Below are 14,981 nucleotides of genomic sequence, written 5' to 3'. Positions count from 1 at the left end.
TTGATGGTGTCTACTTTTCGGGGGTCGGGCCCGATCTCCGAAGTTCCAGTTTCACGGAACGACAAGGCGACAGCGGTAAATACCGTTGCTGAGCACTGGAGCGAGCTAACAATAGTCCACCCGTTCCTCGATGGTAATTCCAGAACTCAGCGCTTCTTCTTTGATCAAATGTTTCGCAGCGCAGGTTGGACTGTTGATTGGACTCAGGTCAACGCTGCCGAAATCCATGCCGCTCGCTATGTGGGCGCTGCCACCACCGATTCCTCTTACCTAGCGCAAGTTCTCCTCCCGGGAACCCTTGCATCGGATCAACTATCGCCGAAGAAGAGCGGTCGCATGCTAAGCATGACGCAAGATAGCCGCGACGCTGTGAGCTCAGTGGAGATTTTCCACAAAATGATGGCGCATCGCCGCAACTACCCCGATCAACCCTGGTACTCGAATACATCAGGGGTGCCGTCTTTCGATACCTAGCGCACCGAAGCTTCTCGCCCACCTGCCGATGGTCTGCCCGCCGAGCCTCAGCATTTTTGTGAGTAGATGCTCGGTCAGAGGCTTGAGCTTTGGATTTGCAACGCTCCGACCGAGCATCTAGTCACTAAAAGCGTGACGCTGCGGGAAAGGACTATCCCAACCAGCGCCCAACCAGCGCTACAAAACCAGCGCCCTACTCGTAGCGCAGCGCCTCGATCGGCCTCATGCGCGCCGCCCTGTTGGCTGGATACCAGCCAAAGAACAGGCCGATCCCCAGCGAGAACAGCAGCGCAATCACTACGGCACCCACCGGTGGCAGCGCCACCGACCCCATGGCGGCAGTCCCCGCCATCCCAAGCGCTGCCCCCAGCAGCACGCCCAAAGCACCGCCGAGTAGACAGATCATCATCGCCTCAATAACAAACTGGGTGCGTACCGCCCGGCGCGTCGCGCCCAACGCCATGCGCACACCAATTTCGCGGGTGCGTTCCGTAACAGACACCAGCATGATGTTCATCACGCCAATGCCACCGACCAGCAAGGAGATCCCGCCAATGGCGGAAATCACCAGGCTGATCATGGCCATGGTTTGGTTCACTTGGTCGATCTCAGACTTGGTGTCCAACACCTGCGCCACGTAGTCCGCGTCATCCGCGTAGGCCTGCTCGGCCCAGGTGTTGACGTCGCTGGCAACATCTGCAGTCAAATCAGGCGAAAGCGTGCGAATCTGCAGCATGCGGAAACCCTGGACGGGGTTCGCGCTCAGGCGGGATTGTGCGGTGTAGGGCACGTAGATGGATGCCTGCTCGAAGGTCCCCACCAGAGGCGAGGAGGCCTTGGCCCGCCCGTAAGCGCCAACTACTTGGAAAGAGGCAAAGCGCCCCGCCACGTCAAGGTCCAGGCTCGCACCGATGGCAGAGGCCGGATCGCCGTTGAAGTAGGTGTCAACTACCTCCGGTGAGATCACGGCCACAGCGCGGTCACCAACAATGTCGTCCTCGGTGAAGATACGACCGGCGGTAATGGTGTGGCGCTGGAGCTCAATGTAGTCAGCGTTGACAAAATCGACGCTAGCCGTGCCCTCATTCAGCCCGCGGGTCACCCTGGCGGATTCGCCGCCAGCTTCCAGAGCAATGCCTTGCACTTTCGGCCCAATGAACCCGCGCAGCTGCTCCACCATGTCCGGTGTGATCAGGGAGGCGTCGGGGACGTCCTCATACATCCAGGGGTCGGACTCGGAGTGGCGGGTTTTGACTTGGACGTTGACGTCATTAAGACCAAACTGCTCAAAATCGCTTTGGAGCTGCTGCTGCATGCCGTTGCCTAGGCTCATGATGGCCACGACGGCTGCAATGCCGATGATCACGCCGAGCAGGGTGAGCACGGAGCGCAGCTTGTTGGCTCGCAGGCTGGTCGCTGCCAGCCGGATCGCTTCACGCAGGTTCACTTATTCGCCTTCGGGGCTTGTTTCGCTTGCCGACGCCTCCGGCGTCTCCTCCACCGGTGTCCCCGCTGGCGCGTCGAGCGCCGGCCCAACCGTCACGCGCTGCCCAATGCGTTCGCGGTAGTCCCCCGGGGCCTTGATTACGCGGGTGCCTTCCTCAAGACCGCGTACCTCGGCTTCCAGGTCGGTGACAAGACCAAGCGTGACATCGGCGCTGGCGACTTCGAATTCGGTATCGCTGCCGTCGATAGGCTGAAGCACCAACACGGAGTAGGTGCCGTCTTTATCAATGATCGCTTCACGAGGCACAGTCAACGCCGCCTTCGAGGTACCCGTGGTGATTTGCACCTTGGCGGTGCCGCCGATGCGCAGGCCCTCGGTGTCACCGGTGACCTCGATGGTCACCGGGAATTCCGGTCGCGCGGGCGCCTGGCCAGCGCCCTCGGCTCCGCCCGGAGCGGGTGCAGCCACCGAAGAGACGTCCACAACCTTGCCTTTGTACTGCTTCAACCCGCTGCTGGGGGTGGTGAAGGTGACTTCATTGCCAACCTGCACCTTGCCGGAGTCAACCTCGTTGACGTTGGCGGTCAGAATCAGCCGGTTCGGATCCGCCACCGTAGCCAAATGGCCCGAGGACGGCTGGCCGCGCTGCGCAAGCATCTCGGTGACCACGCCGTTGATCGGGGATCGCACCTCACCCGATGCAATATCCACACGCAGCTGGCTCTGGCCAACCTCCGCGGCCGTCTGCGAAGCATTCAGGCTGCGCTGCGCCTGGTCCACCGTCGCCGCGCTCGCGTCGATCTCCTGCTGCACCGCAAGGCGGGTGACCTCAAGTGCGATGTCGGCGTCGTTTTTCGCTTGGAACGCCTGAGCCACCGCACGCTGCTTCGCTTCTAAGTCCGCATTCACGCCCAACAGCGAAGCGTCATACGCCTTCTGCGCCGCATCCAGGTCACGCTGTGCGCCCGTGTAGCGCTGGTCAGACTCCAAAATCCCCACAACGGGGCTGATCCCATCAACCTGCTGCGTAAACGCGGCGACAAAGTTCGCCGCATTCGCACGCACGGAATCCAGCCCCGCCAGGGTCACGTTCCGGCGCGCCGTGTCCACCGCATGTGCTTGCTGCACGGCCTCCGGGGTCAAACCGGCTTCGTGGAGCTGTTTTTGGTGGTTGAAGGTGGCCAACGTGTCGTCGTAACGCAGCTGCGCCTCACGCTGCGCAGCCTCAGCCTGGGTGATCCGGCCATTGAGCCCCCGGTTCAAAGCATCCTGCTGCTGGGACAGTTGCTGCTGGGCCCGCTGGAGCTCATTTTGCGTTGCGACGTCCGACGACATCTGCTGCGCACGCTGCGCATCCAACTGACGCTGCGCACCAGACGTATCCACCCGCGCCAAAATCTGGCCCTCCTGCACCGGCTGACCAATGCGCACATCAACCTCAGTGACAGGACCAGTCAGCGTGGTGGTCAGTGCCACCACTTCCTGCGAACCAATATCTGCGGCAGCCGAAACCTTAGCCACCACATCCTTCGGTGCGAGCACCACGGTGTCCGTCTCCGGAACAGAGGCGGCGCCGCCACCGCACGCCGCTAGTGTCAGCGCTGAAAGCACTGCCATCACCGCAGCGCCAAAGAGCCTTTTCTGATGTTTCACGGAGTCAGGTTAGCAGATGAAGCTATTATTTTCCGAGCCCTACTCAACCGTCACAGACTTAGCCAAATTACGCGGCTGATCCACGTTCAAACCGCGAGCTTCCGCCACGGCACAGGCAAAACTCTGCAGCGGAACCGTAGCTAACAGCGGCTGCAACAGCCCAGGCGATTCCGGGATGCGGATCACGTGGTTAGCAAACTGCACCACGTCTTCATCGTCATCTTCTGCAATCACAATGGTCACCGCACCACGCGCGCGGACCTCCTGGATGTTGGAGACCACCTTGGCGTGCAGGTTATGGCGCGAACTCTTGGACGGCACGATGATAAACACCGGCTGGCCTTCCTCAACCAGCGCGATCGGGCCGTGCTTCAACTCACCAGCCGCAAACCCCTCGGAGTGCAGGTACGCCACCTCCTTGAGCTTCAGCGCACCCTCCAGCGCCACTGGGAAGCCCACGTGACGGCCCAAGAAGAGCACCGACTTCGACTGCGCAAGATCCTTGCCCAGCTGCTTGATCTGGTTCTCATTGTCCAGAACGTTCTGCAGCTTCTCCGGCATCTCCTCCAGGTGGTCGATGATCTGGCGGATCTCATCGGCGTACTTGTTGCCACGCACCTGCGCCAGGTACAGCGCCAGCAGGTAGGCGGCCACAATCTGGGAGATAAACGCCTTGGTAGACGCCACGGCAATCTCCGGGCCGGCATAGGTGTACAGCACAGCGTCCGACTCCCTCGGAATCGAAGCACCCACCGTATTGCAGATCGCAATGACCTTTGCACCCTGCTCACGGGCGTGACGCACCGCCATCAGTGTGTCCATGGTCTCACCCGATTGGGACACCGCGACCACCAGCGTGTGCTCTGTGACAATCGGGTCACGGTAACGGAACTCGTGGGCGAGCTCCACCTCAGTTGGGATACGGCACCAGTGCTCAATGGCATAGCGCGCCACCTGCCCGGCATATGCTGCCGTACCGCACGCCACAATGATGATCTTGTTAATGGAGCGCAGCAGCGACTCATCAATGCGCAACTCATCCAGCGTCAGCTGGCCCTCCTCGTTGAAACGCCCGTAGAGCGTGTCACGGATCGCCGCCGGCTGATCGTGGATCTCCTTTTCCATGAAGGAGTTGTAACCACCCTTTTCCGCTGCGGTGATGTCCCATTCCACGCGGAACGGTTTGCCTTGGGAGTGGGAGGCCGTACCGTCAAAGTCAGTGATCTCATAACCATCCGCAGTCAGCGTGACAATCTGGCCGTTGTCCATCTCCACTGCGTCGCGCGTGAACTCGATGAAGCCAGACACGTCCGAGCTCAAGAAGTGCTCCCCCTCACCCACACCGATCACCAGCGGGGAGTTCCAACGCGCAGCCACAATCCGGTCCGGGTGATCCGCGTGGATTGCCAGCAGGGTAAACGCACCCTCCAGGCGCTGTGCGGTCAGCTGCATCGCCCGGGTGAGATCCCCGTTCGCCTCCGTGTTGTAGACCTCCAGCAGCAGCGTGCCTGCTACCTCAGTGTCTGTGTCGGAGACAAAGGTGTAGCCCTTCTGCGTGAGCTCCGCCTTCAGCTGCGCAAAGTTCTCGATGATGCCGTTGTGCACCACTGCCAGCGCGCCGCCGCCAACCACATGCGGGTGTGCGTTTGCGTCGGTCGGACCACCATGCGTGGCCCAGCGAGTGTGCCCAATCCCCAAGTGAGAAGCGTCCAGTGGCGCGGCGGCAATTTCTGCCTCCAAGTCAGCCACCTTGCCGGCTTTCTTCCGGCATTCAATGCTCCCACCTGCGGCAACAGCAACACCAGCCGAGTCGTAGCCACGGTACTCCAGCCTGCGAAGGCCCTCAATAATGACAGTTTTTGCGTCGCGTTCACTGTTGTTCGCAGCGCCGACATACCCAACGATTCCACACATAGTTCAAAATTTTAACGGCAAAAAGCCACAAACCCCACAGCAGACCTCTCTCGATCTCCTGCGGGGTTGATGAAGATTTGCCGTGAAGTTACGCCTTTTGCATACCAATCATCTGACCGTCCGCACGAAACACCTGCGCCACAGCCGGGCGCGGAACCGAGGTACCGCCATCCGGCCAGTGGGAGGCCGGGTTTTCAAAGGTAGCGTCATCTGCCTCACCCGGGTGCTGCACGTTCACCAGCACCAACTGGTCCGTCACAATCGGACCACAGGTCTCCGCAGCGTACGGGACCGTGAGGAAGCACTTGGTTTGGCCACGGTTTTCACCCTCCAGGCCGATGGCGTAGAGGCCATCGTTAGAACCGAGCGCGTTGCCGTCGGTAGAAATCCACAGGTTGCCGTGGGAATCAAACGCGATGTTGTCCGGGCAAGAGATCGGGGAAACCTGCTCCTTCGGGAAACCGCTGAAGTAGGTGGATGCCGCCTCCGGGTCACCACAGACCAGCAGGAGGTTCCAGGAGAAGTCAGTGCCAGCATGGTCATCTACAAGCTCCATGACCAGGCCGTTCTTGTTTTCGCGGATCGGGGCGTACTCGGTGACGTCTTCCTTGCTCTTCTTCTCATTCTCACCGGTTGCGCCGCGGTACTTGTTGTTAGTCAGCGATAGGTACACCTTGCCGGTAACCGGGTTGACCTCGAAGTCCTCCGGGCGGTCCATCTTGGTTGCGCCAACTTCATCCGCAGCAAGGCGGGTGTAGATGGCAACCTCCTCACCGGTGAAGTCATCAACGTGGGATTCAGCGGTGCCGTCCGCGTGCGCGGTCAACAACGGGATCCACGTGCCGGTGCCGTCAAACTCACCGTCCGCAGGCAGGTCGCCATCCCCGGTGATCTCGCCTTGCGGGGAGTTGCCCTCCAGGTTGGCAACGTAAAGCGTGCCCTCATCCAGGATGGTCATGTTGTGTGCAACATCGCCCTCCTTGATCTTTTTGGAGGAGACGAACTTGTAGATGTACTCAAAACGAGCGTCATCGCCGGAGTAGCAGACCACGGTGCCGTCCTCGGTGACGTGGATGTTGCCAGCTTCGTGCTTGAAACGTCCCAAAGCCGTGTGCTTCACCGGAATGGACTCTGGGTCATACGGGTTGATCTCCACCAGGTAACCGAAACGGTTGAACTCGTTCGGCTCCTTCGCCAGGTCAAAGCGGTCGTGCAGGCGCTCCCACTTACGTTCCGACGCCTCCTCCGGCACACCGAAGCGCTTCACATCAGCCGCTGGGCGCTCCCCGGTCACAGCCTTTGCATTGGCCCAGTACTGGTCAATGTTTTCCTCACCAGACAAGAAGGTGCCCCACGGGGTCACGCCGCCGGAACAGTTGTTAAAGGTGCCGAATACCTTGGTACCAGTCGGATCCACAGACGTCTTCAGCAGGTCGTGGCCGGCAGCCGGGCCGACAATCTTGAACTCTGTCTCACCGGTGATGCGGCGGTTCAGCGGGCCAAACTCGCGGGTCAGCTCGCCGGTCTTCTCGTCGCGCGAGACCTCAAGGATGGTGTGGCCGTGGCTGACAATACCGATGTTGATCTGCTCGTCCGTCGGGTTCTCCGGATCGTAGTTCGGCAGCATCTGCGGCTCCGTGGAGTACTCGTGCGAGCAGACATAAACCATACGATTCTTGTCAGTCGGGTGCTCCATCAAACCAGCGAAGTCATTGTTGAAGCCGAACTGGCGGGCAGCGGCTGCAGCAGTCTGGTTGTTCGGATCAAACTCCGGGGCATCCTCATAGACCGGATCACCCCACGCGATCAGCACCGAGGTGGCGTAGCCCGCCGGGACGACAACCTCGTCCAATTCGTTCGGCGCAACACTTTCAAAGCGCATGCCTGCAACCGGGGTGATCATTGCAGCCGCGGCGTCCGTGCCGGACGTGGGGGTTGCGGCCTGGGTTTGCGTACCCGCATCGCCCTCACCGCCACAGGCAACCAGCACGGCGGTACCGCCGAACGCCACGGTGGAAGCGCCGAAGGCCTTCAACACACCACGACGCGACATAATGTCACCGAAGTACGGGTTATCGGATTCGTTGGTGCATTCACCTGCACACGCATTGCCGCACTTGTAGGTGCAGGTCAGGCTGGAGCGCTTGGAGTGGAAAAGATTCTTACCCAAAATGGACATTGTGGTCTCCCCTAAGAAACGTTGGTAGCGATGATTGCTAGCGGTCACAAACGCTGCAAACGTTATTTCCGCTACCTAACCAACCGGGGAAGTCCAGGTAAACAGTTGCTGAACTTTTTGGCTGCCCGGGGACGTTAGGCGTCGATAAGCAAAATGCAAAAAGCCGCACCACCCGGAAGTGCGGGGGTGCGGCCTTTGGCGCTAGAAACTAGCTAGGAACTAGCGAGCCTTCTCAATGATCTCAATGAGACGGAAGTGCTTGTCCTTGGACAGCGGGCGGGTCTCCTCGATGCGGACGAGATCGCCGACGCCGGCGGAGTTCGTCTCATCGTGAGCCTTCACGCGCTTGGTGGTACGCACAATCTTGCCGTACAGAGCGTGGGACTTACGATCCTCAACCTCCACCACGATCGTCTTGTCCATCTTGTCGGACACGACGTAGCCGCGGCGGCGCTTCTGCAGGCCCTTCTCCTTCGGCTTAGCCTCAGTGTGCTTCGGGCCCTTGCCGGTGTTCTTCTCAGTCACGTTTGCCTCAGTCATGGTTATGCCTCAGCTCCTGCAGACTCGGGTACAACGGACAGGCCGAGCTCACGCTCGCGCAGCACCGTGTAGATGCGAGCAATGTCGCGCTTCACCGTGGAGATGCGGCGGTTGTTGGTCAGCTGGCCAGTGGCAAGCTGGAAGCGCAGGTTGAACAGCTCTTCCTTTGCCTCGGTCAGGCGGGTACGCAGCTCATCATCGTTGAGCTCGCGGAATTCGGATGCGGGGGTACCAGCAGCCATTAGAACAGGTCCTCCTTCTTGATCACGCGAGTCTTGCACGGCAGCTTGGCGCCAGCGCGGCGCAGAGCTTCCATTGCAGTCTCCTCGTTCGGGTAGGACATCTCGAAAAGGACGCGGCCAGGCTTAACGTTGGCCACCCACTTCTCAACCGGACCCTTACCGGAACCCATACGCACGCCGAGCGGTTTCTGGGTCAGCGGACGGTCCGGGAAGATGTTGATCCAGACCTTGCCACCACGCTTAACGTGGCGGTTGATAGCGATACGAGCGGACTCGATCTGGCGGTTGGTGATGTAGGCCGGCTCAAGAGCCTGCAGGGCGTAGTCACCAAAGTTGATCTTGTTGCCACCCTTGGACACGCCGGAACGGGTCGGGCGGTGCTGGCGGCGGTACTTCACGCGCTTAGGAATAAGCATGCTTAGCCCTCCTGCTTCTGCTCGGCGCGCTGCTGGCGGCGCTGGCCACCGCGGCGCGGACGACGATCGCGGTCGCCACGGCCACGACGCTCGTTGCTCGGCGCATTGAGCTCGGACTCGCGGACGCCACCTACGACATCGCCCTTGTAGATCCACACCTTGACGCCGATGACGCCAAAGGTGGTGTGTGCTTCAGCCGTGCCGTAGTCAATCTCCGCACGAAGGGTGTGCAGCGGCACACGGCCCTCGTGGTAGCGCTCAACACGGGACATTTCGGCGCCGCCCAGACGGCCAGAGCACAGAACCTTGATGCCCTTGACCTGCGGGTTGCGCATCGCAGACTGGATAGCCTTGCGCATCGCACGGCGGAATGCCACACGGTTGACAAGCTGCTCTGCGATGGACTGTGCGACCAGGGTCGCGTCAGCGTCGACGTTTTTGACCTCGAGGATGTTCAGCGCAACCATCTTGCCGGTGAGCTTCTCCAGCTCGCGGCGGATGCGGTCAGCCTCAGCGCCGCGGCGGCCAATCACAATGCCCGGGCGGGCGGTGTGAATGTCCACGCGAACGCGGTCGCGGGTGCGCTCGATGACGACATCGGAGATGCCTGCGCGCTCCAGGTTGTTCTGGAAGAACTCGCGGATCTTGATGTCCTCAGCGACGTAGTCGGCGTAGTTCTTGTCGGCGTACCAGTGGGACTTCCAATCGGAAGTGATACCCAGGCGTAGGCCGTGGGGGTGGATTTTCTGACCCATTAGTTCGCCTCTTCCTTGGACTCGACGACAACAGTGATGTGGGAGGTGCGCTTACGGATCTGGAAAGCGCGGCCCTGTGCACGCGGCTGGTAACGACGCATGGTCGGACCCTCATTTGCGTAGCACTCTGCGATAACCAGGGTGCGCGGATCCAAGCCGAAGTTGTTCTCGGCGTTGGCCGCGGCAGAAGCGACGACCTTGGCAACCGGCTTAGCGGCTTCCTGCGGCGCGTACTTCAGGATCGCGAGAGCCTCAGCAACAGACTTGCCGCGGACGAGAGCCAGCACGCGGCGGGCCTTCATCGGGGAAGTGCGCACGAACTTGGCCGTCGCGGATGCAGTGGTGATGGTGTCAGCCATTGCTTATCGACGTCCCTTCGTTTCCTTGACGTGACCCTTAAAGGTCTTGGTGGGTGCAAACTCGCCGAGCTTGTGACCAACCATGGACTCGTCGACAAACACCGGAACGTGCTTACGACCGTCGTGAACGGCGAAAGTGTGACCGATGAAGTCAGGGAGAATGGTTGAACGGCGAGACCAGGTCTTGATGACCTGCTTGGTGCCGGCCTCGTTCTGAGCGTCCACCTTGTTGAGGAGGTGCTCATCGACGAACGGGCCCTTCTTCAGGCTACGTGGCATGTTGTCTTACCTCCTCTTAGCGCTTCTTCTTGGTGCGACGGCGGCGCACAATCATGTTGTTCGAGTAACGGTTCGGGTTGCGGGTGCGGCCTTCCTTCTGGCCCCACGGGCTCACCGGGTGGCGACCACCAGAGGTCTTACCTTCACCACCACCGTGCGGGTGATCAACCGGGTTCATAACCACACCACGCACGGTCGGGCGCCAGCCCTTCCAGCGCATACGGCCGGCCTTACCCCAGCGAATGTTGATCTGGTCAGCGTTGCCGACCTCACCAACGGTTGCGCGGCAGCGGATGTCCACGCGGCGGATTTCAGAAGACGGCATACGCAGCACTGCGTAGTTGCCTTCCTTACCCAGCAGCTGGATGGAAGCACCTGCGGAACGAGCCAGCTTTGCACCAGCGCCCGGCTTGAGCTCCACAGCGTGGATGGTCGTACCGGTCGGGATGTTGCGCAGCGGCAGGTTGTTGCCAACCTTGATGTCGGCGTTCGGGCCCGACTCCACAACGGTGCCCTGCTTCAGGCCCTTCGGCGCGATGATGTAGCGCTTCTCGCCGTCGTAGTAGTGCAGCAGTGCAATGTTTGCGGTGCGGTTCGGGTCGTACTCGATGTGAGCAACCTTTGCCAGCACGCCGTCCTTGTCAGAACGACGGAAGTCAATCACGCGGTAGCGACGCTTGTGGCCGCCGCCGCGGTGACGAGTGGTGATGTGGCCGTGAGTATTGCGGCCACCCTTCTTCGGGAGCGGGCGCAGCAGGGACTTCTCCGGCGTGGAGCGGGTAATCTCCTCGAACTCGGAAACGGAGCTGTTGCGGCGACCCGGGGTTGTCGGCTTGTACTTACGAATAGCCATAGTTTGTCCTTTTCTATCGTCTCTTCACACGAACGATGGCCTTAGGCCGTCGCACCGCCGAAGATGTCGATGGAGTCGCTGCCCTCGCGGAGAGTGACGTAGGCGCGCTTGGTGTCCTTACGCTTACCAAAGCCGGTGCGGGAGCGCTTACGCTTGCCCTCACGGTTGGCGGTGTTCACCGAAGCAACGTCAACGCCGAAGATCTCTTCCACGGCAATCTTGATCTGGGTCTTGTTAGCAGACGGGTCCACGAAGAACGTGTACGTGTTCTGCTCCATCAGCGTGTAGGTCTTCTCAGAGAGGACCGGAGCGATGATGATGTCGCGCGGATTCGCAACCTTAGCCATTTACTTCTCCTCCTCAGCCGTCGCTGCCGCGCCGGCAGGTGCAGCCACGACGTTGCCGCGGTTGATGAAGGTGTGCAGTGCTTCGACCGAGAACACAACGTCATCTGCATTCAGGACGTCGTAGGTGTTCAGCATGGACGGAGCGATAACGTGCACGCCCGGCAGGTTCCTTGCGGAAAGACGGGAATTCACATCGTCGCTGCCCAGGACCAGCAGAACAGACTTACGGTCGGTCAGGCGCTCGATGAAAGCACGTGCAGACTTGGTGGACGGGTTCTGGCCAGGGACCAGGTCCTCCACAACGTGGATGCGCTCGTTGCGAGCACGATCCGTCAGTGCACCTGCCAGAGCAGCCTTGATCATCTTCTTCGGGGTCCGCTGTGCGTAGGAACGCGGCTGCGGACCGTGGACGGTGCCACCACCGGTGAAGTGCGGAGCACGGGTCGAGCCCTGGCGAGCACGGCCGGTGCCCTTCTGGCGGAACGGCTTCTTGCCGCCGCCGGAAACCATGCCACGGGTCTTCGTTGCGTGCGTACCCTGACGTGCTGCAGCCAGCTGTGCAATTACAACCTGGTGCATCAGGGGAATAGATGCCTCGCGGTCAAAAAACTCTGCCGGAAGCTCAACGGAGCCGTTGGTCTTGCCATCAGCGGTGTGGACGTCAAGCGTCAGGTTCGTCATGCGTGAGCACCGCCCTTCACTGCGGTCTTGACGGTAACAATGCTGCCCTTAGCGCCAGGGATTGCGCCCTTGACCAGGATCAGGTTGTTGTCGCCGTCGATGCGTTGGATCTTCAGGTTCTGGGTGGTAACGCGGTTACCGCCCATGCGGCCAGCCATACGCGTGCCCTTGAACACGCGACCCGGGGTAGCACATGCACCGATGCCACCCACGCGACGGTGAGCGGCCTGGTTACCGTGCGAAGCACCCTGGCCAGCAAAGCCGTGACGCTTCATGGCGCCAGCGTAGCCCTTGCCCTTGGTGGTGCCGACCACGTCAACGTAGGAGTCACCATCAAAGATGGTGGCGTTGAACTCCTGGCCAACCTCGTACGCGGAGGTGTCATCCATGCGGATCTCCACGACGTGGCGGCGCGGGTTCACACCGGCCTTCTTGAAGTGACCAGCCTGCGGCTTCTTGGTCTTACGGGGGTCAATATCGCCATAGGCGATCTGGATGGCAGAGTAGCCATCGATTTCGGGGGTACGGATCTGGGTGACCACGCACGGACCAGCCTCGACGACGGTGACCGGGATAACACGGTTGTCCTCGTCGAAGATCTGGGTCATGCCGATCTTCTTGCCCAGAATGCCCTTCATCTGGTTGTCAGACATTTCAGTTCTCCTGCTTACTGGATGTTCACGTCAACGCTGGCCGGAAGGTCAATGCGCATAAGCGCGTCGACGGTCTTCGGCGTCGGATCGAGAATATCGATGAGGCGCTTGTGGGTGCGCATCTCGAAGTGCTCGCGAGAATCCTTGTACTTGTGCGGAGAACGAATGACGGCGTACACGTTCTTTTCAGTGGGCAACGGCACCGGCCCTACGACGCGGGCACCCGTGCGGGTGACCGTCTCAACGATCTTCTTCGCGGATGCGTCGATCGCCTCATGATCGTAGGCCTTGAGCCTGATGCGGATCTTCTGTCCCGCCACGCTTACCTCTTCCTCGCATCCCCACGTTCAACTCTCGCTTCGCTCGAAGTTGAACGAAGTGAAACGAGAGCGAAGCGGTGGGGTTGTAGCTTCTAGTTTCTCTATAACGTTGTCCGGGCTGGGCCCTTGGCTCAACGCCAGTGTCTTGTAATTGACTGTCATGACACTTCAGAAAGTTAGGACGGGCGTGCAACAAACTGCTCGCGTACGTCTCCAGTGCTTTCCCCGCGCCTACATGTAAGACATATAAGACGTGGGTGTCAGACTCGGAAGGGTGCGTGACTCTTCGCGTACTGCCGCTGTTTATTTGCCATGGCCCCTTCCCGGTGAAGGTGTCATGGTTACCTCACCATCGCCCGCCTTTTACAGCGTGCCATGTCAAAGCAACCCGAGTATTTAAACACAAAGGCCACAAGAAGGCAAACCCCCGTCGCACGTAAGAAAGTGGACGGGGTGGCGTCGATAAGCAAAAGCTCCCTAATGGTGCGAAACCGCGTTGTCCGCCTCCCGCTCATTGGAAGCAGAAGTCATCTGCGCCAGCACCTCGGTGACCTTAATATCTGCCACAGGCGACTCATACGGATCCTCAAAAATCTGATCACCCAGAATATTGAACACGTAATCCATATCCTTGTCACCGCGGCCGGAAAGGTTGACCAACAAGTTCAGCTCCTCACCGGTGCCCTCAGCCTCCTCGGCCATCCGCAGCGCGTGTGCCAACGCGTGGGAAGACTCAAGGGCAGGAATGATTCCCTCATAACGCGCGAGGATACGAAACGCCTGCAACGCCTCCACATCGGATGCCACCACGTACTCCGCGCGGCCCGTCTGCTTCAGATACGCATGCTGCGGACCAACGCCCGGGTAATCCAAACCGGCAGACACCGAGTGGGACTCATCCATCAGCTCACCATCCTGGTCAGTGACCACAAAGGATCGAGAACCGTGGAGAAAGCCAATCTTGCCGTGAGCCAACGGCGCGCCATGCTTGTTAGTGTCCAGGCCCTCCCCCGAAGGCTCCACACCGATCAGGCGCACCTTGTCATTGCCCGGCTGATCCTCCAAGTACTGCGCAAACGCACCAATGGCGTTTGAGCCACCGCCCACCGCCGCGATCACCGCATCCGGCAAACGGCCAGTCTCAGCCAACATCTGCTCACGCGACTCGCGCGAAATAACAGCCTGGAATTCCTTCACCAACGTCGGGAACGGGTGCGGGCCGCAGGCCGAACCCAGCACGTAGTGTGTCGTGGAAAGGTTCTCCAACCAGTCCCCCAGCGCAACATCAATCGCATTCGACATAGAACCGCCGTCCTCATTGGTCACCGGCGAGACCTTCGCCCCCATCAGACGCATACGGCGAACATTTGGCTGCTGGCGCGCAACATCCTGCGCGCCCATATAAATAACGCACTCCATGCCCAACAGCGCTGCCACCATGGCGGTAGCGGTGCCGTGCTGGCCCGCACCCGTCTCAGCAATCAGACGACGCTTACCTAGGCGCTTGGCAATCAGAGCCTGCGCCAACACTTGGTTGCCCTTGTGCGCGCCGCCGTGCGCCAGGTCCTCACGCTTTAAAAACAGACGGACGTTGTCAATCTTCTTGCCCGTTGCAGCGGAGCGCGGCAAGTTCAGGCACTCATAGACCGGGGTTGGACGCCCCAGATATTTGGCCTGCAACTCTGCAAGCTCGGCCAGAAACTCCTCATCATGCCGAGCATCAACGAACGCCTGCTCCAACTCATCTAAAACCGGGTACAACGACTCCGGTACATACTGTCCACCAAATTCACCGAAGTATGCGCTGATAAGCGTCTTGCGAATGTCCTGCGTCATGAACCCGTATTATGCATGAGCCCAGCGCCCAGC

Annotated in this window: 17 protein-coding genes; 1 reads left to right on the top strand and 16 read right to left on the bottom strand. The window is 60.3% G+C overall.

The annotated features are described in order from the left end of the window. Nucleotides 1-474: Fic family protein (locus tag HMPREF3101_RS11340; RefSeq protein WP_210386202.1), on the top strand; the 474-nt coding region annotated here is incomplete at its 5' end. Nucleotides 475-667: 193 nt separating this feature from the next. Here HMPREF3101_RS11340 and HMPREF3101_RS11335 read toward each other — a convergent pair. From HMPREF3101_RS11335 to trpB, 16 genes are all read right to left on the bottom strand, one after another. Beyond that, nucleotides 668-1,921, bottom strand: coding sequence for an ABC transporter permease (locus HMPREF3101_RS11335; protein WP_070465750.1), 1,254 nt, complete (start codon nt 1,919-1,921; stop codon nt 668-670). After that, the gene (locus HMPREF3101_RS11330; RefSeq protein WP_141737455.1) at nt 1,922-3,574 is read right to left on the bottom strand and encodes an HlyD family efflux transporter periplasmic adaptor subunit; all 1,653 of its coding nucleotides are present in this window, start codon (nt 3,572-3,574) and stop codon (nt 1,922-1,924) included. 39 nt (nt 3,575-3,613) lie between these two features. After that, nucleotides 3,614-5,488 (bottom strand): glutamine--fructose-6-phosphate transaminase (isomerizing), encoded by a 1,875-nt coding sequence (gene glmS / locus HMPREF3101_RS11325; protein ID WP_070465746.1) that lies wholly within the window; start codon nt 5,486-5,488, stop codon nt 3,614-3,616. A gap of 88 nt (nt 5,489-5,576) precedes the next feature. Next, the gene (locus tag HMPREF3101_RS11320) at nt 5,577-7,667 is read right to left on the bottom strand and encodes a PhoX family protein (protein ID WP_070465743.1); all 2,091 of its coding nucleotides are present in this window, start codon (nt 7,665-7,667) and stop codon (nt 5,577-5,579) included. Nucleotides 7,668-7,886: 219 nt separating this feature from the next. Then, a complete protein-coding gene (gene rpsQ / locus HMPREF3101_RS11315) occupies nt 7,887-8,207 on the bottom strand; it encodes a 30S ribosomal protein S17 (RefSeq protein ID WP_070465740.1) in 321 nt (106 codons plus the stop codon). A gap of 2 nt (nt 8,208-8,209) precedes the next feature. After that, nucleotides 8,210-8,449, bottom strand: a complete 240-nt coding sequence (gene rpmC / locus HMPREF3101_RS11310) for a 50S ribosomal protein L29 (RefSeq protein ID WP_052205391.1) — start codon at nt 8,447-8,449, stop codon at nt 8,210-8,212. Beyond that, nucleotides 8,449-8,865: a 50S ribosomal protein L16 gene (rplP, locus tag HMPREF3101_RS11305; protein WP_070465737.1), complete on the bottom strand. Its 417-nt coding sequence runs from the start codon at nt 8,863-8,865 to the stop codon at nt 8,449-8,451. Before rplP ends, rpmC begins: the two co-directional genes overlap by 1 nt. Before the next feature lie 2 nt (nt 8,866-8,867). Then, entirely contained in the window at nt 8,868-9,620 is a 753-nt protein-coding gene (rpsC, locus tag HMPREF3101_RS11300; RefSeq protein ID WP_052205393.1) for a 30S ribosomal protein S3, read from the bottom strand. Then, nucleotides 9,620-9,979: a 50S ribosomal protein L22 gene (rplV, locus tag HMPREF3101_RS11295; RefSeq protein ID WP_052205394.1), complete on the bottom strand. Its 360-nt coding sequence runs from the start codon at nt 9,977-9,979 to the stop codon at nt 9,620-9,622. Before rplV ends, rpsC begins: the two co-directional genes overlap by 1 nt. 3 nt (nt 9,980-9,982) lie before the next feature. After that, nucleotides 9,983-10,258: a 30S ribosomal protein S19 gene (gene rpsS / locus HMPREF3101_RS11290; RefSeq protein ID WP_052205395.1), complete on the bottom strand. Its 276-nt coding sequence runs from the start codon at nt 10,256-10,258 to the stop codon at nt 9,983-9,985. Nucleotides 10,259-10,274: 16 nt separating this feature from the next. Further along, entirely contained in the window at nt 10,275-11,111 is an 837-nt protein-coding gene (gene rplB, locus HMPREF3101_RS11285) for a 50S ribosomal protein L2 (protein WP_070465734.1), read from the bottom strand. Nucleotides 11,112-11,152: 41 nt separating this feature from the next. After that, nucleotides 11,153-11,458 carry a 50S ribosomal protein L23 gene (gene rplW, locus HMPREF3101_RS11280; RefSeq protein WP_070465732.1) on the bottom strand — a complete coding sequence of 102 codons (306 nt, stop codon included), beginning with the start codon at nt 11,456-11,458 and terminating at the stop codon, nt 11,153-11,155. After that, a complete protein-coding gene (gene rplD / locus HMPREF3101_RS11275) occupies nt 11,459-12,139 on the bottom strand; it encodes a 50S ribosomal protein L4 (RefSeq protein WP_052205398.1) in 681 nt (226 codons plus the stop codon). After that, nucleotides 12,136-12,792 carry a 50S ribosomal protein L3 gene (gene rplC / locus HMPREF3101_RS11270; RefSeq protein ID WP_070465729.1) on the bottom strand — a complete coding sequence of 219 codons (657 nt, stop codon included), beginning with the start codon at nt 12,790-12,792 and terminating at the stop codon, nt 12,136-12,138. Before rplC ends, rplD begins: the two co-directional genes overlap by 4 nt. A gap of 14 nt (nt 12,793-12,806) precedes the next feature. Beyond that, nucleotides 12,807-13,112, bottom strand: a complete 306-nt coding sequence (gene rpsJ, locus HMPREF3101_RS11265; protein WP_003848085.1) for a 30S ribosomal protein S10 — start codon at nt 13,110-13,112, stop codon at nt 12,807-12,809. A gap of 477 nt (nt 13,113-13,589) precedes the next feature. Further along, a complete protein-coding gene (gene trpB, locus HMPREF3101_RS11260; protein WP_070465727.1) occupies nt 13,590-14,948 on the bottom strand; it encodes a tryptophan synthase subunit beta in 1,359 nt (452 codons plus the stop codon). Between the last annotated feature and the right edge of the window lie 33 nt (nt 14,949-14,981).

The sequence above is a fragment of the Corynebacterium sp. HMSC29G08 genome, from assembly GCF_001806875.1.
In the GTDB taxonomy this organism is placed as follows: Bacteria; Actinomycetota; Actinomycetes; order Mycobacteriales; family Mycobacteriaceae; genus Corynebacterium.
The sequence above is the reverse complement of the archived record's forward strand: the minus strand, read 5'-3'. Positions and strand labels throughout refer to the sequence as shown.

What these genes read in the sequence shown, in the direction of transcription:
- rpsS (WP_052205395.1), bottom strand. Translation starts at nt 10,258, where the DNA reads ATGCCACGTAGCCTGAAGAAGGGCCCGTTCGTCGATGAGCACCTCCTC.
- rpsC (WP_052205393.1), bottom strand. Translation starts at nt 9,620, where the DNA reads ATGGGTCAGAAAATCCACCCCCACGGCCTACGCCTGGGTATCACTTCC.
- trpB (WP_070465727.1), bottom strand. Translation starts at nt 14,948, where the DNA reads ATGACGCAGGACATTCGCAAGACGCTTATCAGCGCATACTTCGGTGAA.
- rplV (WP_052205394.1), bottom strand. Translation starts at nt 9,979, where the DNA reads ATGGCTGACACCATCACCACTGCATCCGCGACGGCCAAGTTCGTGCGC.
- glmS (WP_070465746.1), bottom strand. Translation starts at nt 5,488, where the DNA reads ATGTGTGGAATCGTTGGGTATGTCGGCGCTGCGAACAACAGTGAACGC.
- HMPREF3101_RS11320 (WP_070465743.1), bottom strand. Translation starts at nt 7,667, where the DNA reads ATGTCCATTTTGGGTAAGAATCTTTTCCACTCCAAGCGCTCCAGCCTG.
- rplB (WP_070465734.1), bottom strand. Translation starts at nt 11,111, where the DNA reads ATGGCTATTCGTAAGTACAAGCCGACAACCCCGGGTCGCCGCAACAGC.
- rplD (WP_052205398.1), bottom strand. Translation starts at nt 12,139, where the DNA reads ATGACGAACCTGACGCTTGACGTCCACACCGCTGATGGCAAGACCAAC.
- rplP (WP_070465737.1), bottom strand. Translation starts at nt 8,865, where the DNA reads ATGCTTATTCCTAAGCGCGTGAAGTACCGCCGCCAGCACCGCCCGACC.
- rplC (WP_070465729.1), bottom strand. Translation starts at nt 12,792, where the DNA reads ATGTCTGACAACCAGATGAAGGGCATTCTGGGCAAGAAGATCGGCATG.
- rpmC (WP_052205391.1), bottom strand. Translation starts at nt 8,449, where the DNA reads ATGGCTGCTGGTACCCCCGCATCCGAATTCCGCGAGCTCAACGATGAT.
- rplW (WP_070465732.1), bottom strand. Translation starts at nt 11,458, where the DNA reads ATGGCTAAGGTTGCGAATCCGCGCGACATCATCATCGCTCCGGTCCTC.
- rpsQ (WP_070465740.1), bottom strand. Translation starts at nt 8,207, where the DNA reads ATGACTGAGGCAAACGTGACTGAGAAGAACACCGGCAAGGGCCCGAAG.